Origin of the sequence: Bradyrhizobium ottawaense (genome assembly GCF_002278135.3) — a bacterium.
Taxonomy (GTDB): domain Bacteria; phylum Pseudomonadota; class Alphaproteobacteria; order Rhizobiales; family Xanthobacteraceae; genus Bradyrhizobium; species Bradyrhizobium ottawaense.
The window spans coordinates 3623062-3645413 of the sequence record NZ_CP029425.2 but is presented as its reverse complement, the minus strand read 5'-3'; the positions used below and the strand labels follow the sequence as shown (position 1 = coordinate 3645413).

Sequence of the window (22352 nt, the reverse complement as noted above, 5' to 3'; positions counted from 1 at the left end):
ACTCAGTAGCAGCGCGTGATGTTGACGGTATGCTCGCTGCCGCCGCGGCCGGGCACCGTCACCTGCTCCGTCGGGCAGCTCGGCACATAAGGCCGGTCGGACGGCACCACGTTCGGCGGGAAGCGATGCGACCAGTCCCACGGAACATCATAGGTGTAGGTGTAGCGCACGTCGGTGGAGACCGGTTGCCCGGCATCCACGAAGGGCTGGCTGTAGCCGGCGCCGTCGTAGAAGAACCCGCCGCCGCCCGGCCAGTACACGAAGGGGTTATTCCGCCGGTGGAACCGGGCTCCCGGCCCCATCGGCGCACGCGCCATCGCGCCGGAAGGCGCCGCGGTCACCCCATGCGGCGCGGCGCCGCCGGGTCTGGCAAAACTGTCAATGGGGCTAAGGAGCAGCGCGGCTGCGCTGAGCGAGGCGAATAGCGCCGCATGGGATCTGGACATCATGATACGCACCAACTCGTTTGGCTTAAGCGATAGCGGCTCCCCGCCGCTACGCTAGGCCGGGCCGTCGCCCACCCGCAAACGTATAATTAATTATTGGTTAAGACACCGGCGTAACCTGGGAACAGGTGCGGCAAGACGCCCGGGATCCCCGGCTCATTTCAAGCACTTCGTTCCGCGGCCCGCGCTTCATAACCAGTTGATCGGAGTTGATCGCTCCCGCTGGACGCATCCCGGAACGCTCCCGCAGTGCAACCGTTGGCCCCCGACACCAGCAAGGAGCATCTCCAATGCAGAACAAGTCAAAACTCCTGTGCCTGATCACGGCATCACTCGTCGCCGGCACTGCGGCTGCCTCGGCGCAGGGCTATGATTGGAACGGACCGCGCGTGGGCTGGGACCGCACCGCGCCCGCCTACGAGCCGGTCCAGCCGCGCGCGTATTATCCTGATGTCGGGGGGCCCTATGGCGCGCTCAACGGCACCAACCATCCGACCCCGAGTTCGACACAGGGTGACGTCGGCCCTGACGGCAACAACAACGGCACGCTGACCGGCGGATATCGCTGGTAAGGCCCGCTCGCGGCGAGGCCCACCGTCCTTCGCGGACGGTGGGCCTTCGTGCGTCAACGGCCCTGCTGCTTGCGCAGCCAATCCAGCATGTCCTGTATGTTTTCCTGCGCGTTGCCGGTGCCCTGCGTCACGATCGCGGTGTTGCCGCCGCTGCGCCGGTAGACCGTCGTGCGCCCGGGCTCCTTCTCGATTTTGACCTCGGCCTGCGCGGGATCGCCGCTCTGCGTGATCACCGAGGTGCCGTTCTCGTCCTGGACCACAGTGGTGTGACCGTCGGCAGCGCCGGCCGGCGCCGTTGCGACCACGCTCATGAGTCCTATTCCGGATGCGAGCAGGAGCAATCTCATGTCACACCTCCATCATCGGCTGAACTGAAAGATCGCCAGCCAGTTGAAACGCCCGAACTGCCTTACCGCTCCCGTATTCATGTCTCCGATCTGGAGCAGGAGCGCGTTGGTGGAATTGCCGATCTGGGTGATCTCGGCGGTGTTGCTCGCACCGGATTGACCGATGATCGCATTGGTGGTGCCGCCCACCTGGATCACATTGGCATAGTTGCGCGTGCCGCTCTGGATGATGGTCGCGTCCACCGTCCCGGTGCCGCCGATCTGGATCACCCGCGCGATATTGATGCGGCTGTTCTCTTCGATCGTCACGGGCTGAACGTTGTCGCCGAACTGCACGACCGTTTCGATGCTCACGTTCCGGTTGGTCACGCTGCGCTGGATCGACCCGGCGCTCGCCTGGGTTGCCGTGCCGATGGCGGCGAGCATCGCCGCCACGGCCAACACGTGCCTCAAGATCTGTCCGCATCGCATCGCGCTTCCCCGTTCGTTCCTGGCACCGGCGCGTTGGCTCGCGCCTTACGGGCCGGTCTGCACGATCGTCGAGGCGTTGATCGTGCCGAATTGCGCCACCGTGCCCGCATTCATCGTGCCGAGCTGCGATATCAGGCTCGTCGCCGACTGGCCGGTCTGACCGACGAAGGCGAGATTGTTCGTTCCGGCCTGCCCGATCGATGCGGAATTCGTTCCGCCGAATTGCAGGACGCCCGTGGCGTTGTTGGTGCCGTTCTGCGTCACTGTCGCGCTGGTGCTGCCGCCGATCATGAACACGCCCGCCATGTTGAGCTGACTGTTCTGGTTCAGCACCACGGGCGGCCCGCCGACAGAGACAATGGTCTTGATGTCGGCGGTCTGGGCACCGGCTGATCCGGTGCCCGCCGAGCACAGAGCGAGCAAGACGGCGCCCGCGCGTCCCAAATGATGTTTCATGACATGCCTCGTCAGTTCGGGTCGGCTCACGGAGCCTGCTGGATGATCGTCGAGCCGTTCAGGATTCCGAGCTGACCAACTCCGGCGGCATTGTTCGCTCCGATCTGGCCGATCAGGCTCGAATTGGAGCCGCCGACCTGGCCGGCCAGCGCGGTGTTCGACGCCGTCGCGGTCGTGCCGCCCTGCCCGATCACCGAATTGTTGACGGTCAGGAGCGAGCCCATCTGCAAGGTGGTCGCCGTATTGGTGGCGCCGAACTGCATCGTGGTCGCGTTGTTGCTGGTGCCGCCGCTCTGCGAAATGAACGAAGTGTTGGTCGTGCCGAATTGCAGCACGCTGGCGGTGTTGCCGGCGTTTGCGTCGGCGGCCGTCAGCGCACCGAGCGCCACGAAAGTTGCAATGAAATAGGTGATCCGCATGTCATTTCCTCCGCGACAATGGGCGGGCCATCGCAATTGATCGGCCGGCCGGATTGCGGTGCATTCGAGAATGGCGCGGACGCAACCGCAACTGGATGCGTCCGGCCAAACGGGGCTGTGTGTCAGTGCGCCGTCTGCGAGACGGTGCTGCCGTTGACGCCGAACACGCTGAGCTGGCCGACGGCGGCGGCGTTGTTCTGCAGCGCGGGAGGACCGAACGAGTTCTGGGTGATCGCGCTGGTGTTGTTGCCGAACGCCACCTGGCCGGTGGTCGCCGAGTTCTGCACGCCGACCTGGTTCACCGTGCTGCCGTTGTTGAGCGAGGCAGCGCCGGTCCCCTGCATCGTGGACGCAGTGTTCACGATGCCGAGCTGGCTGGTCGACGAGCTGTCATTGGTGAGGCCGTTCTGCGTGACGGACGAGCCGTTCACGACGCCGACTTGCACCGTGGTCGAGGTGTTGGCGGCCTGCGCCGCGGAGGACAGGGCGAACAATGCAACGGAAGCAAAAAACAATTTACGCATGGAGTATCCCTTTCTGGCCAAGTTGTCTGACTGAATTTGGATGCCGTCTTGGAAGAGGCCGACATCGTAGGGATACTGTGAACCGATCGTGGCCTGCGCGACAGACTGCAGTTCATGCTAATCGGTACGGACTAGACGTTGCGCGAGATGTCGGCACATCGAAGCGCAGAAACAGCTGCTATCCCGCGCCGGCGCGAATCGTCTCGGCTTCGCGCCCCATGCTGTCGATCAGCCGCACCACTTCGATCGGCGTACGCAGCTCCAGCTTTCGCATCATCCTGGCGCGATGGACCTTCGCCGTCACTTCGCTCACGCCGAGCCTCGCCGCGATCTGCTTGGCCACCAGCCCTTCGGCCATCAGCAGCATGATCTCGCGCTCTCTCGCCGTCAGCGTCTCGACGCGCTGGCGGGCTTCACGCACGATATCCTCGCGTTCCAGCCGCCTGCGGTCGCGCTCGATGCCGTGCCTGATCGCATCGAGGATCTCCTGCTCGCGAAACGGTTTTGGCAGAAACTCGACCGCGCCGCGCTTCATGGCCTCGACCGAGACGCGGACGTCGGAATGGCCGCTGATGAAGACGATCGGGATCGGCACGCCCGTCTCGGCGAGCCGGCGCTGAAGCTCGAGGCCGGTCGGCGACGTCCCGGGAAAGCGGACGTCGAGCACGAGGCACGACGGACTGCTGGAAAGATTCTCGGTGAGGAACTCTTCCGTCGAGGCGAACAACTTCACCCGGTGTCCGGTCTCCTCGCAGAGATTTCCGATCGCAGTTCGAATCTGAATCTCGTCGTCAACGACATAAACTATGGCTTGACCTGAAACCATTGCAACGGACTCCCCGGCTTGGGGCTCGATGAGCAGGCATCGAGCCATCCATTCTTCTTGCAAGCGCAGACAAGGTGCTTGGGTGAATTCGCGGGGTCCGGGCGAAGCGCATCGGTCCACCGGTTCGACGTCTTAGAGCCAACACCCGCTCGTGGCGAGTGAAGGCGTTCACATATCGGGCTTCGTGATCGGAGGGAATTGAGCGCGGCTCCGTCGGCATCGCGGCGGAGTGCGATATCGAGAATGCGGCAAGCCGGTGCCGTGGAGTCCGGTAGCGTGGAGTCCGGTCGCGTGATCGCGGTATTGCCAACTGCATCATGGCATCGCCACTCATGTGCCGAGTCGAACGCCGGGCGCCGGCCGCTTTCGGCCGGAGCAGACGGGACGTTCAGTCAGCTAATCGAGTTCGATACCGCGCGCGTCATATCGATACGCTTCGTATGCATCTCCAGCAAATCACGAAAAGTCGCACCCCGCGCCTTTACTACTGGATCATCTGGCGCACCCGACCGTCGCCCCGACGAGAACGACATACTGACGATCGATACTACCTTAGATGATTTACAACCATAGCGAGCTTGCCATTTTTTCCTGCCGCAACGAAGCCATTTCAACCAGGCGGGTTTTGATATGCGATTTGTGCCAGTTATTGCCTTGCTTGGAACTGCATGCAGCCTCGCCGCGGTCACCACCGTGGGGCCGGCCGTCATCACCGGCGCGGCCGGGAGGGCTACGGACAAGGCGGCGCACGCCTTGGAATCGACCAGGCGCCTGCTCGTCCCCGTCGGACGCGAAGCTCCGACATTCGGGTCCGATTCGCCCGTGTTCCGCTACGCCTCGATCCAGCGCGGCAGCATCGAGCAGACCGTCACGGTCACCGGTGCCCTGCAGCCGGTCAAGACAATCGAGGTCGGTTCCCAGCTGTCCGGGCAGCTCGCCCGGGTCTATGTCGATTTCAACGACACCGTCACCAAGGATCAACCGCTCGCCTTGATCGATCCGCGCAGCTTCGCGGCCAAGGTCGACGAAGCCAAAGCTGCGCTTGCCGTCTCCAATTCGCTCGTCGACATCGCCAGGGCCAAGCTGGATCGCGCCCGGATCGACCTGCAAAACGCCAGAGGCAGCCGCGACGTGCTCGCCGCCAAGCTCGAAAGCGCTCAGGCGGTCAAGACCTCGGCGCAGAAGACCTTGCAACGGAAGCTGGCGCTGCAATCGCAGAACGTGGTGGCGACGACGACAGTCGACGACGCACAGACCGAGTTCACCGCACGCCTCGCCCAGGAGCGCGAGGCCGAGATCCTGATGTCCCTCAACTCCTATTCGGTGGAGGGGGCACAGGCCGACGTCCGCCGCATCGAGGCGGAGCTGCAACAGGCACGCATGGCCGTGCCGGAGAAGGCAGCCGTTCTCGCCGCAGCCCAGGCCGATCTCGACCGCACCGTGATCCGCTCGCCGATCAACGGCGTCGTCGTCGGCAGGTTCGTCAACGAGGGCCAGACGCTCGCGGTCGGACTGGAATCGCGCACCACCTTCGTGGTGGCCCACCGCCTGGAGGACATGGAGATTCACGCGCAGGTCGACGAAGCCGATATCGGCCGCATCGCCCCCGGCCAGCGCGCCCATTTCACGGTGGATGCCTACCCCGACCGCCGCTTCGAGGCGGTGGTGCGGCAGGTGCGCAAGGCGCCGCAGACCCAGCAGCACGTCGTCACCTACACCGTGGTCCTTGCGACCTCCAATCTCGACGGCGCGCTGCTCCCTGGAATGACCGCCCTGGTGAAGATCGTGATCGAGCGGCAGGACGACGTTCTGAAGGTGCCGCTCGCCGCGTTGCGCTTCCAGCCCTCCGGCACGCGGCAGGATCCTGCCGCCCGCAGCGGGGTGTGGGTGCGCACCGCAAGCGGCTCGCTCCAGCGCATCGCCGTAACAGTGGGCGCTGCCGGCACCGAACAGGTCGCCCTCAAGAGCGGAGATCTCGACGAGGGCAGCCAGGTTGCCGTCGGCCAGGCCATCCGTCCGGCGGGCATGGAATTTCTCGGAATCAGGTTCGGATCATGACCGCCTCCCCGCCGCTCATCAGCCTCCAGTCGGTCGGCAGGACCTATCGCACCGACGGAGTCGCGGTCACCGCGGTCCGCAATGTCAGCTTCGACATCGCGCAAGGCGAGATCGTCGCCGTGATGGGTCCGTCCGGCTCCGGCAAGTCGACGCTGATGAACATGATCGGGCTGCTCGACCTGCCGAGCGAGGGCGCGGTCTATCTCGAAGGGGCCGATGTCGCCGATCTCTCGGAAGATCGCCGGTCGTCCTTGCGCGCCCGTAGCATCGGCTTCGTGTTCCAGTCCTACAATCTGCTCGCGCGCCACGATGCGATCGAGAACGTCGCGCTGCCGCTGGTCTATTGCGGTGTCGGCCGCAGGGAACGTTTGGCGCGCGCGGAAGCGAGCCTTCAGGCCGTCGGCATGCTGCACCGCGCCCATCATTTTCCGCGGCAGCTCTCCGGCGGCGAGCAGCAGCGCGTCGCGATTGCACGCGCCCTGATCGCCTCCCCGCTGATCGTGCTCGCCGACGAGCCGACCGGCGCGCTCGACAGCCGTACCGGCGCCGAGATACTGGCGCTGTTCGCCGCGCTCAACCGGACCGGCCAGACCATCGTGATGATCACGCACGATCCCGGCATCGCGGCGCAGTGCCGCCGCACGATCCACCTGCATGACGGCGAGCTCGTCGCTGACGAGACGCCGGCGCCGGCCCTGCCGAAACGGAGCGCGGCGCCATGACGATGCTCCAGGGATTCCAGATCGCCCTGCACGCCCTCAGGCTCAATCCGCTGCGCAGCTTCCTCACCATGCTCGGCATCGTGATCGGCGTCGCCTCCATCGTGACGGTGTTTGCGATCGGTTCCGGCGCGCAGCTGCGCCTGCAGGAACAGATCCGCTCGATCGGCGCCAACGTGCTGATGATCACCCCCGGCGCAGTCTACCAGGGCGGCGTGCGTCTCAAGGACGGCAGCAAGCTGACGATGACGGAGAGTGACGTGCAGGCCATCCTCGAGCAGATTCCGGAAGTCCAGGCCGCGGCCGGCTCGATCGCCGGAACGGCGCAGGTCATCCACGAGGGCAAGAACTGGAATACGACGATCAACGGCACGACGACGGGGCACTTCATGGTACGCGACTGGCAGCTCGCGACCGGCCGCTATTTTTCCGGCACCGAGGAGGCCGGAGCCGGCAAGGTCGTGATCCTCGGCAGCACCGTTGCACGCGAGCTGTTCGCGCCGGGCGACGATCCCATCGGTGCGCAGATCCGGATCATGAAGGTCCCGCTCGAGGTGGTCGGCGTTCTCGATCGCAAGGGACCCGCACAGGACGACGTCGCCTTCGTGCCGCTCGCCACCGCCAAGCTGCGCTTCCTCGGCAGCGCCAGCAACATCAACCGGGATTCGGTTGCCTACATCATCGCCAAGGTCGCCGGGGACGGGCAGATGGCGGGGGCACGATCGGAGATCGAGAACCTGCTGCGGCAGCGCCACCGCGTCCCCGCCGGCCAGGAGGACGATTTCAAGGTCCAGGATCCGGCCGCCGCCATGGAAGCGCAGCAGGGAGCGATCCGCACCGTCGCGCTCCTGCTCGTCGCCATCGCCTCGGTCTCGCTGCTCGTGGGCGGCATCAGCATCATGAATGTCATGATCGTGTCGGTCACCGAGCGCACGCGGGAGATCGGCATCCGCCGCGCGCTGGGCGGGCGGATGCGGGACATCCGTCTGCAGTTCCTCTGCGAGGCGCTCGTGCTCTGCCTGCTCGGCGGAGCCATCGGCGTCGCCGGCGGCGTCACGCTCTCGATGACGGTCGCCCGCATGGCAGGATGGGTCACCTCGATCGACGGGCAGGCGATCGGCCTTGCCCTCGCCTTCTCGATCGCGACCGGCCTCATCTTCGGTTTCTATCCCGCGCACAAGGCATCCAAGCTCAGCCCGATCGAGGCGCTCAAGACGGAGTGACAGCATGCTGGGAGTGGCCACATCAACCCGCAGTCCAGGGAGCAACCAGCCATGAGCCGAGATCCGCAGGACTCGATTACACCGACGCCGCGCGAGCGCGAGCTGATGATGTTGATCGCACGGGGAATGCAGAACAAGAATATCGCCTACGAGCTCAAGATCTCGGAGAATACGGTGCGGGCGCATATCGGCAACATCATGCGCAAATACCGGCTTTCGAACCGAACGCAGATCGCGATCGTGTTTACCCTGCACGCAGCGCCATCCTCGCTACGCCGCGATCTCGCCAGGGTCGGCCATCCTCCGACGGCGACGAAGCCCTCGCAAGCCCCTGCACCACGGGTGCAGACCGCGACGGATTGAATGTCCCGGCCACAATCCCTTGCGTTGCCCGACGGGCAAAACACCCAAGGTATCGGTCAACCCGCGGCGGCGAAAATATTCCACTTTACCGAATTTCGGAAACGGCGTATGCATCGCTCAACCCGGCCCGAGGAAGAGGGGCGTATCGCGATCGTCACGAACGCGGGCCGGGCGGCGGTGGACGCTAGTTGCATCGGCGCGAAGTGCTTTCGCAGGGCGGAGAGCCGTGAGCGAAAGTATCGCGCACACGACCGGTGTGATCGGCGTACGGCAAAATCGTGTGGTCCTGGCGCCCGGGGTCTGTGCGCCAAGTCTTGTGGTGATGGATGTCGTCCAACCGGACGCATCCGCCAGCCATCCGCAAGGCGACGGGGGCAATAGTGCAACGCTCCCCGGGGAGAGCACGACATAAGCCGTAAAGCCACTGCGCAGGGAAGGCCGGGATGCTCCGGTTGCCCTGTTACCCGCTGTGCATGAAGCATACGCAATCTGCTCTTGGCATGGCGGTCAATGGGAGCCAACCGGCTCCCGGCCTTCCCTGCGCCCTCTTTCAATTGAGGGTGAGGCGATGAAGCAAAGCTCGGGCGAAATGCGCTGCGAGGATGCGATCCCATGTCAGTCATTCAACAACGGTCTCGTGCCCCGGACAGCGCAGCGCTCTCCCGGCGATGCGAAGCATCGTCCGGTTCAGCGGTGCGCTGCAGAGCCGGGGCCCATGTAGCAGCACGTGCTGTGGCTTCCTGGGTCCCGGCTCTGCGCGGCAGCGTAGGAACGCTGCAGCGCAGCCGGGACACGAGCTTGGCGGATGCTGTACTTCACACTCGCGTGGGGGCCGCTCCCCTCCCCAACCCTCTTGCATCGGCGACGGGCCTTGTAACAAGGCCGTCATGCAGCGAAACTAAACGAAGCTGGGGGGCCGCGGATTGCGGCCATGCCGCCTCACCGCAGGGAGAGATTTGATGCGCCGTTCACTGGTGTTGCTGTCCGCCGGACTGACAGTGCTATCCACCGGATTTGCGTCCGCCCAGAACAACACGCCCCGCAATCTGATCCTGTTCATTCCGGACGGTCTGCGCGCGCTGAAGGTCAACCCCGACACGGCACCTGCCATGGCCGAAATCCGCGACAAGGGCGTCAATTTCAAGAATTCGCACTCGCTGTTCCCGACCTTCACCATGGCCAATGGCTCGGCGATGTCGACCGGCCATTATCTCGGCGATACCGGCGTGTTCTCCAACACGATCTGGACCAACTACACCTCCGTCCCCGCCGGCGACACCGTGGTCCCCTTCATCGAGAACGACGCCGTGCTCGGCGACATCGACGAGCATTTCAGGGGCAACTACCTCAACGAGGACACCATCCTGAAGCTGGCCCGCGACAAGGGGTACAGCACCGCAGCGCTAGGCAAGCACGGTCCGACCTATCAGTTCGATCACACCGACAAGCCTGAAAAAGCCGGCCTGCATTCGATCGTGTTCGACGACGCCACCGGCGGCAAGAACGGCGTGGCGCTGTCGGACGAGGTAAAGGACGCCCTGACCAAGGCCGGCCTGCCCACCACCACGCCGCCGCGCGGCGACAATTCCAAGGCGGGCGATGCCAAGACGCCGGGCACGACCGCCGCCAACGTGGCGCAGCAGGCCTATTTCGCCGACGTCGCCGCCAAGGTGGTGCTGCCGATGTTCAAGGCGCGCAACAAGCCGTTCGTGCTGGTGTTCTGGTCGCGCGACCCCGATGGCAGCCAGCACAACACCGGCGACAGCCTCAACCAGATCCTGCCCGGCATCAACGGTCCGACCTCGATGGCCGGCATCAAGAACGCCGACACCAACCTCGCCCAGCTCCGCAAGGCGCTGGACGAGCTCGGGCTTGCGGCCTCGACCAACATCATCGTCTCGGCTGACCACGGCTTCTCGACCATCTCCAAGGAAAGCAAGACCAGCCCCTCGGCCAAGGTCAGCTATGACGACACGCCGAAAGACTTCCTGCCGATGGGCTTCCTGGCGCTCGACCTCGCCAAGGCGCTCGACCTGCCGCTGTTCGACCCCAACGACAAGAACGCGAAGATCGAGGGCAACAAGCATCCCAAGGCCGGCAACGGCGTGCTCGGCAAGGATCCGGAAAAGCCCGACCTCGTCGTCGCCACCAATGGCGGCTCGGACCTCGTCTATCTCCCGAACAAGGACAAGAAGCTGGCTGCCAAGACCATCAAGGCGCTGCTCGCGCAGGACTACGTCTCCGGCCTGTTCGTCGAGGACTCGCTCGGCCGCTTCCCCGGCACCCTGCCGCTGTCGAGCATCAATCTGCGCGGCAGGGCAGCGACGCCGACGCCGTCGATCGTCGTCAACTTTCGCTCCTATGCCAGCGATTGCGGCGAGGCGCCGACCAACTGCTCGGTGCAGGTCGCCGACACCGTGCTGCGCCAGGGCCAGGGCATGCATGGCAGCTTCAGCCGCGGCGACACCATGAACTTCATGGCGGCGATCGGCCCGGACTTCAAAGCCGGCTTCGTCGACGAGCTGCCGGTCAGCAACGCCGACGTTGGCATGACGGCCGCCCGGCTGATGGGCCTAAGCGCGACACAGAAAGGAGACCTGGCCGGCCGCGTGATGTCGGAAGCCATGCCCAACGGCACCGTGCCGAAGGCTTATGCCGGCACAATGAAGTCCAGGCCCGCGGAGGGCGGCCTGACCACCGTGCTGAACTTCCAGCGCGTCGGCAGCCAGCGCTATTTCGACGCCGCCGGCTTCCCGGGCCGCACGCTCGGCCTCGAGCCGGACGGCGGCAAACAAAAAACGGCGGGGAAATAACCCCGCCGCTTTCGCTCGCGCCCCGCACGTGGGCGCGAGAATATCTCGGTTGTTACATGCCCAGATCTTTTACATGCCGATGTCGAACACGTTCGGCAATTGGCCAGCCAGGGGCAGCGCGGTGGCGCCGAGGAAGGTCGCCACCATCGCCATCAGGCGGCGGTTGTTGTGGCGCTTGCCGCGCATCTGGCCGGCGATCCACTCCAGCATCTCGCTGTTGACCTTGGAGGCATAGGACGGCGCCCAGCTCTCGATCTCGGTGTCGGCCGACAGCGCGACGCTGCGCGGCGGCACTTTCAGGCCCGAGGCGCTTGCGGCATAGTGGGCTACCGCCTTGGCGAGCAAATCATCGAAGCGGCCGCCATCGGTGCGTTCGGTCGCGGCCCCGTTGATCTCGAACAGGATCTCGGCCTCAGCGCGGCTGACCGGCTGGTCGTTGACGGCGGTGGCGGTGAGGATGCGCGTGCACCAGGCGGTGTCGTCGGCATCGAGCGAGCGGGAGAAATGGACCCGGCCCTTGGTGGTCGGGCCTTCGCCCGTGATCACGCCGTCGCGCACGATGGAGAGTGCATGGGCCGCGGTATCGCGGCAGGACGGTTCAAGGGACGACGAGTCAGCAGATTTAGGCGCAGCGGCAGACATAGTTCACTTCCAGATTTCTTCTGATCGGCCAGCATTTTCATGCCGGCGTAAAGGGGTGGTTAACGATTCGATACGGGGATCGCGACTTTTCTAGATGGTTGCCAATTGGTCGCTGTCAGGACCATTTTGGTTCTAGGACGCGCCGGGCGAGCGTGATGGAAGTCATAAAAGGCATTATCGGGGCGAGCGAGACCGTGTGACCCCGGGTGGAGCTGTTTCGCCGCAGGTGCCGGTGTAACAATAAGTTGCTAGAAAATCGGCCCTTCAAGGAAGGAATTCACATTTTACTTTAACCGGTTCAGTTGGCGTTCACTTGGCGTTGTAAGACCCCTATAATGAGGGGGACGGCCAGAGACAAATTCTCCAGTATATTCAATGTGATGAGGTAGAACCATGACACTTCCGATCGGCACCACCGCACCCGACTTCGAAGCCGAGACCACCGAAGGGAAGATCAAGTTCCACGACTGGATCGGCAACAGCTGGGCGCTGTTGTTCTCGCACCCCAAGGACTTCACGCCGGTTTGCACGACCGAGCTCGGCGCGCTCGCCAAGCTGAAGCCGGAATTCGACAAGCGCGGCGTCAAGCTGATGGGCCTCTCGGTCGATCCGGTCGACCGCCATGCCAAATGGTCGGAAGACATCAAGGAGACGCAAGGCGCGGCCCCGAACTATCCGATGATCGGCGACACCGATTACAACGTCTCGAAGCTGTACGGCATGTTGCCGGCCGCGATCTCGGGCGATCCCCTCACCCGCACCGCCGCCGACAACCAGACGGTCCGCAACGTCTTCATCATCGGGCCGGACAAGAAGATCAAGCTGGTGCTGGTCTATCCGATGACGACGGGTCGGAACTTCCAGGAGATCCTGCGCGTGATCGACTCGCTGCAGCTCACCGCCAAGCATCGCGTCGCGACGCCGGCCGACTGGAACCAGGGCGAGGACGTGATCATCGCAGGCTCGGTCTCCAACGACGAGGCCAAGACGATCTACCCGCAGGGCTGGAAAGAGCCGAAGCCCTACATCCGCATCGTGCCGCAGCCCAAATAACAACGAACTGTCATTCCGGGGCGGTGCGAAGCACCGAACTATGGTGCGCACTTGCGCACCTGAGAATCTCGAGATTCCGGGTTCGGCTCTGCGAGCCGCCCCGGAATGACGCTGTGAATTTCGAGCCCTGCTTTACGCCGCCCGCACACGATCCAGAAAACCGTCGACCTCGGCTTTCAGATGCAGGCTCTCGCCCGACAGCGCCTGGGCTGAGGCAAACATCCGGCTCGAGGTCTCGCCGGTCTCGCTGGCGCCCTTGGCGGCGTGGCGGACATTGACGGCGACGTCGGCCGTGCCCGAGACCGCCGCGCGAACGCTTGCGACGATGTTGTGGGTCGCGCTTTTCTGCTGCTCGACCGCAGCCGAGATCGAGCCGGCGATGCCGCTGATGCGCTCGATGGTCTGGCCGATCGCCTTGATGGCGACGACCGATTCCTCGGTCGCAAGCTGCATGCTGGCGATCTGGTTCGAGATTTCGTCGGTCGCCTTGGCGGTCTGGCCGGCCAGCGTCTTGACCTCCTGGGCCACCACCGCGAAGCCGCGACCGGCATCGCCCGCACGCGCGGCCTCGATGGTGGCGTTCAGCGCCAACAGGTTGGTCTGCTCGGCGATCGAGGTGATCAGCTTGACGACGTCGCCGATGCGCGCGCCCGCTTCGGAGAGCTGCGCGATGCGCTGATCGGTCGCCTCGGCCTGCTGCACCGCCTCGGCTGAAATCTGGTTGGATTCCTGCACGCGCCGGGTGATCTCGGAGATCGATTGAGACAGCTCGTCCGAGGCCGACGCCGCCGAACGCACGTGCTCGGAGGCGTTTTCGGACGCGCCCGCCGACTGCGCCGACAGATCTGCGGTGGAGCGCGCGACGTCGGTCAGCTGCCGCGCCGCACGCTCGAACTCGCCTGACGAGGCCAGCACCTTGTCGAGGATGCCGCCGACGCTGCCGCGGAACTCCTCGACGAAGCTGCGCAGGTCGGATTTGCGCTGCTCGACGGCTGCGGCTGTGGCTGCCGCCTGCTCGCTGCGCATGCGCGCCCGTTCCAGCGAATTGCTCTTGAACACCGCGACCGTGCGGGCGATCTCGCCGATCTCGTCGGCGCGATCCTCGCATTCGATCGCGACGTCGCTCTGGCCGTTGGCAAGCGCGGTGAGCGAGTGCGTGACCGAGGTGAGCGGCCGGGTGATGCGGCGGACGACCAGCAGGGTCAGGACCAGCACCAGAAGCGCGGCGAGGCCCGCGGCCGCCGCCATGCTCTCGATCGCCTGGGCCAGCATGCTCTCGTACTGGATCATGGGGATGCCGACATAGAGGATGCCGACGACCTTGCCGGCCGCATCCGCGATCGGGAAATAGGCCGTCATGAACGATTTGCCGAACAGCGTGGCCGGCCCCTTATAGGCCTCGCCACGGCGCAGCGGCGCCTGCCCCGGATGATCGGCGGCAAGCTGGGTGCCGACGGCGCGGTCGCCGTTTTCCTTTTTCACATTGGTGGAGCGGCGCACGAACTGCCCGCTCGCATCGTCGAACACGAACAGGGTCGCATTGCCGCCGACATAGGACACCGCGCGATCGACGATGGCGTGATCCCCGAAGTCAGGCATCTTGGGGATCTCGGCGCGCGCCACCGTGCCATCCTTCATCGTGATCTTGGCGGCGGGAACGGTCTCCGTGAAGGCCAGTGCCAGCGTGCGCAGATTGACCTCGATGTCGCGCAAGGCGCGATCGTTGAAGGCGGATGTCAGCGACCAATAGCCGGCGCCGACCACAAGCGCCGTATTCACGCCGATCAGCAGCACGGCACACAGAACCGCCTTCGTGCCGAGCTTGAACTGCGGCAAGAACTTCCCGGTCGAAACCTTGGACATGAATGGAACAACCCCCGTAATTCCTGCATAATGGTGCAGTCGGCTTACGGCCGCATTAACGACAGTTCACATCGCCGCGCGCGGCATGGTTTCCAAATCGTAAATGAGGACGCCCCTGACCACGCCGAGCGCGCCTGTCATCGTCTGGTTTCGCGATGACCTTCGTCTGTCCGACCATCCCGCCCTCCATGCTGCCGTGAAAGCCGGTGCGCCGGTGGTCTGCCTCTATGTGCTCGACGAGGCCGCCGGGCGCCCGCCGGGCAGCGCAGCGCGCTGGTGGCTGGCGCAGTCGTTGCGGGCGCTTGGCGCCGAGATTGCCACGCGCGGCGGATCGCTCGTCCTGCGCAGGGGACCGGCGGCCAAGGTCGTCGCCGAATTGGCCCGCGAAAGCGGTGCCCGCGCCGTCCACTGGAATGGAATTGCGCAGGCGCCGCATCAGGCAGTTGAGAGGCAGCTCGAAGCTGCACTGGCAAAGCTCGGCATCGACTCGCAAAGCTTCCCCGGCGACCTCCTCGTCCAGCCCTCGGCGATCCGCAACAAGGAAGGCCGGGGCTTGCGCGTATTCACGCCGTTCTGGCGGCGGGTGCTGTCGCTCGGCGATCCGCCAAAGCCCTTGCCCGCGCCGAAGCAGCTGCGCCCTGGTCAAAAGATCGCCAGCGATCGACTTGAAAGCTGGAAGCTCGAGCCGACCAGGCCCGATTGGGCGGGCGGCCTGCGCGGGACATGGACCCCGGGCGAAGCCTCCGCGCGGACACGCCTGCGCGACTTCCTCAAGCACACCGCGCGCCGCTATGTCGGCGACCGCGACCGGCCGGATCGGGAGGGCACCTCAAGCCTGTCGCCGCATCTGCGCTTCGGCGAGCTCAGCCCGCGCCAAGTCTGGCATGCCGCGCGGTTTGCCGCGGACGAAGATCCGGTACTCGGGCCCGGCATCGAAAAGTTCCTGAGCGAGCTCGGCTGGCGCGAATTCTGCCGTCACCTGCTCCACGACCATCCCGACCTCGCCACCGACAACCTGCAAACGAGCTTCGACGGCTTCCCCTGGAAGGGCGACAAGAAGGCGCTTGCGGCCTGGCAGCGCGGGCACACCGGATACCCCATCGTCGACGCCGGCCTCCGCGAGCTCTGGCACACCGGCGTGATGCACAACCGGGTGCGGATGGTGGTGGCGTCGTTCCTGGTCAAGCACCTCTTGATCGACTGGCGCGAGGGCGAAGCCTGGTTCTGGGACACGCTGGTCGACGCGGATGCCGGCAGCAATCCCGCCAACTGGCAATGGGTCGCCGGCTGCGGCGCCGACGCCGCGCCCTATTTCCGCGTGTTCAACCCGCAGCTCCAGGGCGAGAAGTTCGATCCGGATGGAACCTACGTTCGGCGCTGGGTACCGGAGTTGAAGGACATGCCAACCAAGCTGATTCATCGGCCCTGGCAGGCCACGCCGATCGAGCTTGCGAGCGCGGGCATCACGCTCGGCAAGACCTATCCGCAGCCGATCGTCGATCATGCCAAAGGGCGCGAGCGTGCACTCGCCGCCTACGCAAAGATCCGCAGAAGTTGAGCGCCGCTTTGACACAATTTCGAAACCCGCTATCGTCATCGCGCCAATCAAACCGCGGGGGACGATATGGACGACGATAAGCCGATCACCGAACAGGCGATGGAGACGATCACCACAGCCGTGGAAGCGACCAAGGACGCGGCGGTCATCGCCGTCAAGAAGGTCAGGAAAGCCGCCAAGAAGGTCGCGAAGAAAGTAGCGCCGAAGAAGGCTTCCAAGAAGAAGGCCAAGAAAGCCTCGAAGAAGAGTTCGAAGAAGGCTGCAAAGAAGTCGTCGAAGAAAGCGGCCAAGAAAGCGGTCAAGAAAGCGACCAAAAAAACTGCAAAGAAGGCCGCCAAGAAAGCGGCCAAGAAAACCACCAAGTCGAAAAAGAAGACTCGGAAGGCCAAGCGCTGATCAGGGAGCAGGTCTCCGGGTGTGTGCGCGCCCGGAGACAAAGCTCCAGGGATACCCTACCCTCGCGGCTTGGATGCGCGCCGGCCCGGGTGATGCTCTCCCTTCGGATCACGGAATTCGCTGCGATGACCGCGGCGGTCCTCGGCCTTGAAGCGCCGCCGCTTTTCCGGTGAGCCGAACTGCTTGATCATCCGCCTGCCGTTGACCTTCTTGATGACGTAGCCACCCTCGGTCATCGAGAACGGCGCCTTGAGCGATCCCATATGGTCGAATTTGGTGCCGCGGGGATGCTCGAAGGGCTCGAACCAGGACGGATAGACGAAGTTCGACATCGGGAAGCCGTTGACGAGGAAAGAGTCCTCCTCCACGGCGTCGCAGACCTCGTAGGCATATTGGGTGTGGCGGGTCCTGTCGGCCCACAGATTGGCCATGGGATCCAGCACCATCTCGAACAGCTCGTGCGACGCCGCCAGGCTGACGGGATCGTCCTCACCCAGCGCCTTCAGGAATATCTTCGAGATCGGCTGTCCCCGATGCGTCAGCTCGTGCCGTCCGAGGAAGTTCTTGTGGCTGGCGTCGTCGAAATAGACGAGCTGCCAGTCCGTCGGCTTCGGCTTGCGGGTGACGTCGAGATCGACCGGGTAGCCCCAGACGGGGAGGAAATGCTCGTCGTAGCATTTCTGGAGCGCGGCTGTGAGCTTGGCCATCATCCGGTCGCTCATCATCTCCTCCGCGTAGTTGATGCAGGCAATGCGGACCGGCTTCAACGATCTGCCGAGCAGCGCGCGCCTCGCCTTCTTCATGGAAATCACCGTATGAATGTGAAACTGAAATGCGTTCAGCCTAACACGAACCTGCCGCGCACGTCAGGGATGTATCCCGTCGCCCGCTCCATCCGCCTAGAAGCGCCTGTTGACGACGAACACGGCGGCCGCACACATCCCCATGCCGGCAATCGCCAGCGCGTCGAGCTTCTCTCCGAACAGCAGATAAGCCATCAGCGCGGTCACGGCGGGCACCAGATAGAACAGGCTCGCGACCGAGGTCGCCGCAGCGTGGCGGATCAGCCAGTACAATAGCCCGATCGATCCGATCGAGAGCGCGACCGCGAGCCAGCCGAGCGCGATCACGAACTCCCGCGTCCAGTGCACCACGCGGTCTTCGAACAGGAAGGCCCCGATCGCGAAGAAGATGGTGACGGACACATATTGCACGAGATTGCCTGAGCGCCAGTCGATCTGGTTGCAGTAGCGGCGCTGATAGAGCGTGCCGAGCGTGATGCTGATCAGGGAGACGACCGAGGCAAGCCAGCCGAGACCGGCTTCACCGGTCATGGGACGGTTGTGCAGGATCATCACCACGCCGCCGAGGCCGAGCACGAGCCCGGCCCATTGCACCGGCGTCACCTTCTCGCCGAGCCAGCGGTTGGCGATGGTCGAGGTCAGGATCGGCTGCAGGCCCGGAATCAGCGCGGAGAGCCCGGCCGGAATCGAATGCGCGATCGCGATCGCGGTGCCGCCGAGATAGAAGCCGTGGACGAGAATGCCGGCGACCGCGCTGTGCGCGATGCCGGTGCTGTCAGGCCATTTCGGCCGCGCGATCGCCGCGATGATCGCCATCAGGCCGACCACGATCGCCATGCGGATGGCGAGATAGGTCAAGGGATCGGCATTGTTGACGACGTATTTGGTGCCGATGAATCCGGTGCTCCAGAGCAGGACGAACAGGATCGGCGCGGTGCGGGCGGTCAGGGCTTCTTGATTATGGTTCATTGCCGCCCTCATTGCCCCACCGGGGGCTATGCGGCAATGCGAATTTCGTGCGGACGATGCTGCGCTGCGACGGACGATGGCGGCTCAGTTCAGCCGCTCACCATTCTTCCGGACAGGGGTCGATGATCTTCCAGAGCTCGACGCCGTTCTTGATCTTCTTCATGTCGGTGGTGAGCCCGCCATTGCGGCGGATCCAGTCCTTCACCTTGTCGGGGTAGTAGGACATCAGGTCGGACGTGCCCTCGGAGCTGGTGACCTTGATGCCGAAGGTGAAGGCCTTGTCGTAATAGGCCTGGTGGAAGCCGAGGCTTGCCCGCGGCGTCACGCAGATCTTGTTCATCGGCACCATACCGAGCACCAGCGTGCAGGCCGAGTTGCAGATGCCGTCGATGATGACGCGCTCGCCCTTCTCGCGGACGCGCTTGTACTTGGTCTTGTATTCCTCGACATAGCCGCCGTGGTCGCGGGTGATATGCAGTTCGGCCCGCGCCGGCGTGGCGGCGGCGATGGAGAGCAACAGCAGGCTCAGAAGCGTGATGCGCATGGCGGCGTGACGGCGAAAGCCTTCAGGAATGAACCGGCTTCGAAGGACCCGCGAAATGAGCCCCTAGGCCGGCAACAGGATTCTTAACCGAATAGTCTTTGGTCATACTTGTGTGGGGAATTCGTTAAGCATCCCGAAAAGGCCAAAAATGGGCAGCCTTCGACCGCATGTCGGGCAATTCTGTCACACCCACCCGGGAATCTGAGGGATTAGCCCCGATTTCCGGGCGCCGGGCGGGTGCCCTGGAGGTGCGAAGTGGCTATAGATGGCTGACCACTTCGTGCGGGTTCCGGAGAATCGAGATGAGCAAGTTGACGCTTGTAGCCGCGGTTGCTGCCCTGTCGGCCGCAATCCTAGCCCCTGGCCTCGCGGAGGCGCGGGGACATCACCGGCACCACCGCCATTACGCCAATCCGCTGCCCTACCCGATCAGCTATCTGCACAATTACGGCCCCGGCATCACCCCCGGTACCTTCGCCTTTTACGACGGCCCCTCGACCAACCATTGCTACCGGAGCGCGGCCGCCTATGTCGGCCAGGACCGCCGCCGGCACCCCTGCTACTGAGGGGCGCTACGCGTCCCCGGGGCGCTGGCGCGGCCTCTGCGGGCGCCTCTATTTGGCGGCGCCCGACAGCAGCAATTGCTTCTCGATCTCGTAGACCGGCAGCTTGACGAGGTCCTTGCCGACCTCGCCCCGCAGCGCCTTGCGCATGACGTCCGAATAATCGGCGCGGATCATCCCGAGCGCGCGCGGTGAGGCCACCATGGTCAGGGCCGTGGTCTCGCCGGAGCTGACGGCGGCATCGAGCCGGCCGGCAAGGCTGCGCAGGAAGGCGCGCTCGGCCTCATCGTGCCAATCGGTCTGCTCGGCCGAGCTGCGCAGGCCGCCGGCAGCGGCATGCAGGCGACCCGGCGCGTCGCTCCCTTGCGCGCTGGTCATGGGATTGGGCTGCTCGTGCACCTCCCTGGTGTGAAGGTTCGGAAACATCTCGTCGCCGAGGTTTTCCAGAATGAGCGCCTTGCGCCCATCGCACACGACCAGCCAGCCGCCCTTGTCTAATCTCATCTTGTCCATTGCACAGCTCCAAGCAACCTGTGAGCCGGCTCTCCGAATTGGTCGAAGGACTGCCCACGCGACAAGACTACGAACGAAGCCCCGACGGCGAATTGCGCAGGATCAAGAACCGCATCGATGTCCTGCGTGGCCATCGCAGCGCAGGCGCAGCATTGGTCACTCGCGCGAACCTGGGATAGTCTGGCGGGGTTGAGGTCAGGCCTGCGGCGGACCGGCTGAAGATTTGTTCATCAGCATTACATTTCGGTTCCGCCACAATTTGATCAGAACAACTTCGATATCCTGGATCGCGTCAGCGGAGGAAGACATCATGAATCTCAAGATCGGCCTCGTCGCCGCAGCCCTGTTCGGCGCCATGTTTGGCGCTTTGGCGACATCGCCGGCGGCGTCTGCCATGCCCATCGCGCCCGCGCCTGCGACGCCGCAGGCCTCCGGCGTCGAGCAGGTCCGCATGGTCTGCGACGCCTGGGGGCGCTGCTTCTGGCGTCCGAACTACTATGGGTATTACGGGCCCCGGCCGTATTACGGCCCCCGGTATTATGGGCCGCGCTATTACGGTTACGGTCCACGCTATTATGGCCCACGCTATCGCCGCTGGTGACATCTGAAGGGGCCCTCGGGGCCCCTTCGCTTTTGAGATCAATCCTTGCGCGGTCATCACCAGCCTGGATCGATTCCAAAACTGATCTAGATCAAGGATGAAATCGGCACGCACCGTCATTCTACGGTGATGGCGGACTTGATCGTTTTTCGATGCCCCCAGACGGGCATGAACGTACAGACGGATCTTGAGAAGCAGCTGAGGCAGGAGAGACGGAGCTTTGCATCCTTCGCCTGTCCCGCCTGCACGCGGCTGCATTTCATCGACCTCGCCTCCGGCCAGCCGATGAGCCGGGAACGTTGACGGTGACATTGATCTGACGGACGTCATGGCATGATGTCCGCAATACTACGGCCTGAAATTCGGTTTACTGAAACGCGATGTTTCGCCATTGATGGCGGTGTATCGACGTTCATTTGATTGTCACATTTCAGCAGCCGGCCAGACCATGTTGTTCGACGCCCTCGCTCCGTCCTCAGCTCTTCAACTGATCGGCTTTGCCGACGTCGATGCGTTTCGGCCGATCGAGACGATGGAGGACGCCAGGAGCATTCCGCTCGACATTCCGAACTTCGCCGCGGCCCGCGCCGTCGTCTCCCTGCCGGCATGCCGCATCATCATGATGAGATCGTTCGCGCGCATCCTTGACACCGCCTATCGGATGCCGGACGGGATGGTGATCCTGTCCATGACCGACGACCTCCAGGTCAACTTCAAGGGCCTGGATCTCGACGCGCGCTTCTTCGTGACGCTCCGCGGCAACGATGAATGCCACTTCGTCGAGCCTCAGACTAATCATCATGCAATGATCATCTTCTCCCCCGAGCTCAAAGACCGGGGCTGGTTCGATCACGCCGACGGTTTGCGGGCTCATGTCGCGAACCGGCCCGCCCTGCTGCACACGCGGCAACTCCTGCTCGACATCCTGCGAACCGCGTCAATGCAGCCGCTCCTGTTCGAGACCACCGAGGCGGCGGCCCATCTGCAGGAGGGCCTGCTGCTCGCACTCGACGATCTGTTTCGGATCGATTCGATGTCGGATCGGAGCGCCTCGGTCCAAGGCGAGCGTTCGATCAAGCTCGTGCAGCGGATCGACGATTACGTCGCAGCCCATCCGACCGTGCCGATCTATACCGCCGATCTCGCCGGTGAGTTCGGCGTCTCGATCCGCACCCTCGGCGGCGCAGTCAGCAAGGTGCGTGGCATGAGCCTGCATCAGTACATTCGCCTCAAGCGGCTGTGGGCGACCCGCGCCCGTCTGCTCAAGGGCGGCGGCGCCACCGTCGCCACGTGTGCGCGCGCGCAGGGCTTCCATCATCTCGGTGAATTTGCCGCAGCCTACCGCGCGACGTTCCACGAGGCCCCGTCCGACACGCTGGCACGCGGCCGGCACAGCCGTACCCCGCCAGCCTGACCGACGCAGCAAGCCCTTACGACGGTGCGCGGCATCAGCGCCGTTCTGGAACATATCTGGAACGCCAAGGAGGAGTGGCGCGCTCGGAGAGATTCGAACTCCCGACCCTCGGAATCGAAATCCGATGCTCTATCCAGCTGAGCTACGAGCGCCCTGGCCCGGAGGTACCGGACCACAAACCGAGCCTTGCCGGACC

25 protein-coding genes and 1 tRNA gene are annotated in these 22352 nt (G+C 64.3%); 12 read left to right on the top strand and 14 right to left on the bottom strand.

The annotated features are described in order from the left end of the window. Positions 1-2 precede the first annotated feature (2 nt). Complete coding sequence (locus tag CIT37_RS17360) at positions 3-449, bottom strand: hypothetical protein (protein WP_028140940.1); 447 nt, start codon at positions 447-449, stop codon at positions 3-5. A 287-nt stretch (positions 450-736) separates the two neighbouring features. Between CIT37_RS17360 and CIT37_RS17355 the strand changes: the two genes are divergently transcribed. Continuing rightward, positions 737-1018 carry a hypothetical protein gene (locus CIT37_RS17355; protein ID WP_038950014.1) on the top strand — a complete coding sequence of 94 codons (282 nt, stop codon included), beginning with the start codon at positions 737-739 and terminating at the stop codon, positions 1016-1018. Positions 1019-1071: 53 nt separating this feature from the next. Here CIT37_RS17355 and CIT37_RS17350 read toward each other — a convergent pair whose 3' ends face one another. From CIT37_RS17350 to CIT37_RS17325, 6 genes are all read right to left on the bottom strand, one after another. After that, entirely contained in the window at positions 1072-1365 is a 294-nt protein-coding gene (locus tag CIT37_RS17350) for a hypothetical protein (RefSeq protein WP_028140942.1), read from the bottom strand. A 12-nt stretch (positions 1366-1377) separates the two neighbouring features. Further along, entirely contained in the window at positions 1378-1791 is a 414-nt protein-coding gene (locus tag CIT37_RS17345; RefSeq protein ID WP_334262655.1) for a curlin, read from the bottom strand. A gap of 90 nt (positions 1792-1881) precedes the next feature. Next, complete coding sequence (locus CIT37_RS17340) at positions 1882-2292, bottom strand: curlin (protein WP_049801994.1); 411 nt, start codon at positions 2290-2292, stop codon at positions 1882-1884. Positions 2293-2318: 26 nt separating this feature from the next. Further along, a complete protein-coding gene (locus CIT37_RS17335; RefSeq protein WP_028140945.1) occupies positions 2319-2711 on the bottom strand; it encodes a curlin in 393 nt (130 codons plus the stop codon). Positions 2712-2833: 122 nt separating this feature from the next. Beyond that, entirely contained in the window at positions 2834-3235 is a 402-nt protein-coding gene (locus CIT37_RS17330) for a hypothetical protein (protein WP_028140946.1), read from the bottom strand. A gap of 178 nt (positions 3236-3413) precedes the next feature. Next, positions 3414-4061 (bottom strand): response regulator transcription factor, encoded by a 648-nt coding sequence (locus CIT37_RS17325; protein WP_028140947.1) that lies wholly within the window; start codon positions 4059-4061, stop codon positions 3414-3416. Positions 4062-4691: 630 nt separating this feature from the next. Here CIT37_RS17325 and CIT37_RS17320 point away from each other — a divergent pair. From CIT37_RS17320 to CIT37_RS17300, 5 genes are all read left to right on the top strand, one after another. Continuing rightward, positions 4692-6119: an efflux RND transporter periplasmic adaptor subunit gene (locus tag CIT37_RS17320; protein ID WP_095426253.1), complete on the top strand. Its 1428-nt coding sequence runs from the start codon at positions 4692-4694 to the stop codon at positions 6117-6119. Further along, positions 6116-6841 carry an ABC transporter ATP-binding protein gene (locus tag CIT37_RS17315; RefSeq protein WP_028140949.1) on the top strand — a complete coding sequence of 242 codons (726 nt, stop codon included), beginning with the start codon at positions 6116-6118 and terminating at the stop codon, positions 6839-6841. The genes CIT37_RS17320 and CIT37_RS17315 overlap by 4 nt, the downstream gene beginning before the upstream one ends. Then, a complete protein-coding gene (locus CIT37_RS17310) occupies positions 6838-8061 on the top strand; it encodes an ABC transporter permease (protein WP_018320679.1) in 1224 nt (407 codons plus the stop codon). Before CIT37_RS17315 ends, CIT37_RS17310 begins: the two co-directional genes overlap by 4 nt. 51 nt (positions 8062-8112) lie before the next feature. Beyond that, positions 8113-8424 carry a response regulator transcription factor gene (locus CIT37_RS17305; protein WP_028140950.1) on the top strand — a complete coding sequence of 104 codons (312 nt, stop codon included), beginning with the start codon at positions 8113-8115 and terminating at the stop codon, positions 8422-8424. Positions 8425-9383: 959 nt separating this feature from the next. Beyond that, positions 9384-11237, top strand: coding sequence for an alkaline phosphatase family protein (locus CIT37_RS17300; protein WP_095426252.1), 1854 nt, complete (start codon positions 9384-9386; stop codon positions 11235-11237). A 69-nt stretch (positions 11238-11306) separates the two neighbouring features. On the opposite strand, the gene CIT37_RS17295 is transcribed toward CIT37_RS17300, so the two are convergent. After that, complete coding sequence (locus CIT37_RS17295; protein WP_038973512.1) at positions 11307-11879, bottom strand: hypothetical protein; 573 nt, start codon at positions 11877-11879, stop codon at positions 11307-11309. A 393-nt stretch (positions 11880-12272) separates the two neighbouring features. Between CIT37_RS17295 and CIT37_RS17290 the strand changes: the two genes are divergently transcribed. Beyond that, the gene (locus tag CIT37_RS17290) at positions 12273-12932 is read left to right on the top strand and encodes a peroxiredoxin (protein WP_028140953.1); all 660 of its coding nucleotides are present in this window, start codon (positions 12273-12275) and stop codon (positions 12930-12932) included. A 132-nt stretch (positions 12933-13064) separates the two neighbouring features. Here CIT37_RS17290 and CIT37_RS17285 read toward each other — a convergent pair whose 3' ends face one another. Beyond that, positions 13065-14795 carry a methyl-accepting chemotaxis protein gene (locus tag CIT37_RS17285; RefSeq protein WP_095426251.1) on the bottom strand — a complete coding sequence of 577 codons (1731 nt, stop codon included), beginning with the start codon at positions 14793-14795 and terminating at the stop codon, positions 13065-13067. Positions 14796-14898: 103 nt separating this feature from the next. Between CIT37_RS17285 and CIT37_RS17280 the strand changes: the two genes are divergently transcribed. Both CIT37_RS17280 and CIT37_RS17275 read left to right on the top strand, forming a co-directional pair. Further along, on the top strand, positions 14899-16353 hold the full coding sequence (locus CIT37_RS17280) for a cryptochrome/photolyase family protein (RefSeq protein WP_095426250.1): 1455 nt from the start codon (positions 14899-14901) through the stop codon (positions 16351-16353). 66 nt (positions 16354-16419) lie between these two features. After that, positions 16420-16749: a histone gene (locus CIT37_RS17275; protein ID WP_095426249.1), complete on the top strand. Its 330-nt coding sequence runs from the start codon at positions 16420-16422 to the stop codon at positions 16747-16749. Between the two features lie 56 nt (positions 16750-16805). Here the strand turns inward: CIT37_RS17275 and CIT37_RS17270 are convergent, their stop codons facing one another. From CIT37_RS17270 to CIT37_RS17260, 3 genes are all read right to left on the bottom strand, one after another. After that, entirely contained in the window at positions 16806-17552 is a 747-nt protein-coding gene (locus CIT37_RS17270) for a hypothetical protein (RefSeq protein WP_028140956.1), read from the bottom strand. A 96-nt stretch (positions 17553-17648) separates the two neighbouring features. Further along, complete coding sequence (locus tag CIT37_RS17265; RefSeq protein WP_095426247.1) at positions 17649-18521, bottom strand: DMT family transporter; 873 nt, start codon at positions 18519-18521, stop codon at positions 17649-17651. Positions 18522-18618: 97 nt separating this feature from the next. After that, on the bottom strand, positions 18619-19065 hold the full coding sequence (locus tag CIT37_RS17260; RefSeq protein ID WP_028140958.1) for a hypothetical protein: 447 nt from the start codon (positions 19063-19065) through the stop codon (positions 18619-18621). A gap of 302 nt (positions 19066-19367) precedes the next feature. Between CIT37_RS17260 and CIT37_RS17255 the strand changes: the two genes are divergently transcribed. Further along, positions 19368-19631: a hypothetical protein gene (locus CIT37_RS17255; RefSeq protein WP_095426246.1), complete on the top strand. Its 264-nt coding sequence runs from the start codon at positions 19368-19370 to the stop codon at positions 19629-19631. 48 nt (positions 19632-19679) lie between these two features. Here CIT37_RS17255 and CIT37_RS17250 read toward each other — a convergent pair whose 3' ends face one another. Further along, a complete protein-coding gene (locus CIT37_RS17250; RefSeq protein ID WP_028140960.1) occupies positions 19680-20141 on the bottom strand; it encodes a host attachment protein in 462 nt (153 codons plus the stop codon). 310 nt (positions 20142-20451) lie between these two features. Between CIT37_RS17250 and CIT37_RS17245 the strand changes: the two genes are divergently transcribed. Further along, a complete protein-coding gene (locus CIT37_RS17245) occupies positions 20452-20742 on the top strand; it encodes a hypothetical protein (RefSeq protein WP_095426245.1) in 291 nt (96 codons plus the stop codon). Positions 20743-21190: 448 nt separating this feature from the next. Further along, positions 21191-22156, top strand: a complete 966-nt coding sequence (locus CIT37_RS17240; RefSeq protein ID WP_161966422.1) for an AraC family transcriptional regulator — start codon at positions 21191-21193, stop codon at positions 22154-22156. Positions 22157-22231: 75 nt separating this feature from the next. Here CIT37_RS17240 and CIT37_RS17235 read toward each other — a convergent pair. Continuing rightward, positions 22232-22308: transfer RNA gene (locus tag CIT37_RS17235), tRNA-Arg, on the bottom strand. Between the last annotated feature and the right edge of the window lie 44 nt (positions 22309-22352).

Coding starts and splice junctions, on each gene's coding strand:
- CIT37_RS17330 (WP_028140946.1), bottom strand. CDS start 3,235: ATGCGTAAATTGTTTTTTGCTTCCGTTGCATTGTTCGCCCTGTCCTCC.
- CIT37_RS17300 (WP_095426252.1), top strand. CDS start 9,384: ATGCGCCGTTCACTGGTGTTGCTGTCCGCCGGACTGACAGTGCTATCC.
- CIT37_RS17275 (WP_095426249.1), top strand. CDS start 16,420: ATGGACGACGATAAGCCGATCACCGAACAGGCGATGGAGACGATCACC.
- CIT37_RS17355 (WP_038950014.1), top strand. CDS start 737: ATGCAGAACAAGTCAAAACTCCTGTGCCTGATCACGGCATCACTCGTC.
- CIT37_RS17340 (WP_049801994.1), bottom strand. CDS start 2,292: ATGAAACATCATTTGGGACGCGCGGGCGCCGTCTTGCTCGCTCTGTGC.
- CIT37_RS17310 (WP_018320679.1), top strand. CDS start 6,838: ATGACGATGCTCCAGGGATTCCAGATCGCCCTGCACGCCCTCAGGCTC.
- CIT37_RS17315 (WP_028140949.1), top strand. CDS start 6,116: ATGACCGCCTCCCCGCCGCTCATCAGCCTCCAGTCGGTCGGCAGGACC.
- CIT37_RS17270 (WP_028140956.1), bottom strand. CDS start 17,552: ATGAAGAAGGCGAGGCGCGCGCTGCTCGGCAGATCGTTGAAGCCGGTC.
- CIT37_RS17240 (WP_161966422.1), top strand. CDS start 21,191: ATGTTGTTCGACGCCCTCGCTCCGTCCTCAGCTCTTCAACTGATCGGC.
- CIT37_RS17285 (WP_095426251.1), bottom strand. CDS start 14,795: ATGTCCAAGGTTTCGACCGGGAAGTTCTTGCCGCAGTTCAAGCTCGGC.
- CIT37_RS17245 (WP_095426245.1), top strand. CDS start 20,452: ATGAATCTCAAGATCGGCCTCGTCGCCGCAGCCCTGTTCGGCGCCATG.
- CIT37_RS17265 (WP_095426247.1), bottom strand. CDS start 18,521: ATGAACCATAATCAAGAAGCCCTGACCGCCCGCACCGCGCCGATCCTG.
- CIT37_RS17350 (WP_028140942.1), bottom strand. CDS start 1,365: ATGAGATTGCTCCTGCTCGCATCCGGAATAGGACTCATGAGCGTGGTC.
- CIT37_RS17255 (WP_095426246.1), top strand. CDS start 19,368: ATGAGCAAGTTGACGCTTGTAGCCGCGGTTGCTGCCCTGTCGGCCGCA.
- CIT37_RS17325 (WP_028140947.1), bottom strand. CDS start 4,061: ATGGTTTCAGGTCAAGCCATAGTTTATGTCGTTGACGACGAGATTCAG.
- CIT37_RS17320 (WP_095426253.1), top strand. CDS start 4,692: ATGCGATTTGTGCCAGTTATTGCCTTGCTTGGAACTGCATGCAGCCTC.
- CIT37_RS17345 (WP_334262655.1), bottom strand. CDS start 1,791: ATGCTCGCCGCCATCGGCACGGCAACCCAGGCGAGCGCCGGGTCGATC.
- CIT37_RS17280 (WP_095426250.1), top strand. CDS start 14,899: ATGAGGACGCCCCTGACCACGCCGAGCGCGCCTGTCATCGTCTGGTTT.
- CIT37_RS17295 (WP_038973512.1), bottom strand. CDS start 11,879: ATGTCTGCCGCTGCGCCTAAATCTGCTGACTCGTCGTCCCTTGAACCG.
- CIT37_RS17335 (WP_028140945.1), bottom strand. CDS start 2,711: ATGCGGATCACCTATTTCATTGCAACTTTCGTGGCGCTCGGTGCGCTG.
- CIT37_RS17260 (WP_028140958.1), bottom strand. CDS start 19,065: ATGCGCATCACGCTTCTGAGCCTGCTGTTGCTCTCCATCGCCGCCGCC.
- CIT37_RS17305 (WP_028140950.1), top strand. CDS start 8,113: ATGAGCCGAGATCCGCAGGACTCGATTACACCGACGCCGCGCGAGCGC.
- CIT37_RS17290 (WP_028140953.1), top strand. CDS start 12,273: ATGACACTTCCGATCGGCACCACCGCACCCGACTTCGAAGCCGAGACC.
- CIT37_RS17360 (WP_028140940.1), bottom strand. CDS start 449: ATGATGTCCAGATCCCATGCGGCGCTATTCGCCTCGCTCAGCGCAGCC.
- CIT37_RS17250 (WP_028140960.1), bottom strand. CDS start 20,141: ATGGACAAGATGAGATTAGACAAGGGCGGCTGGCTGGTCGTGTGCGAT.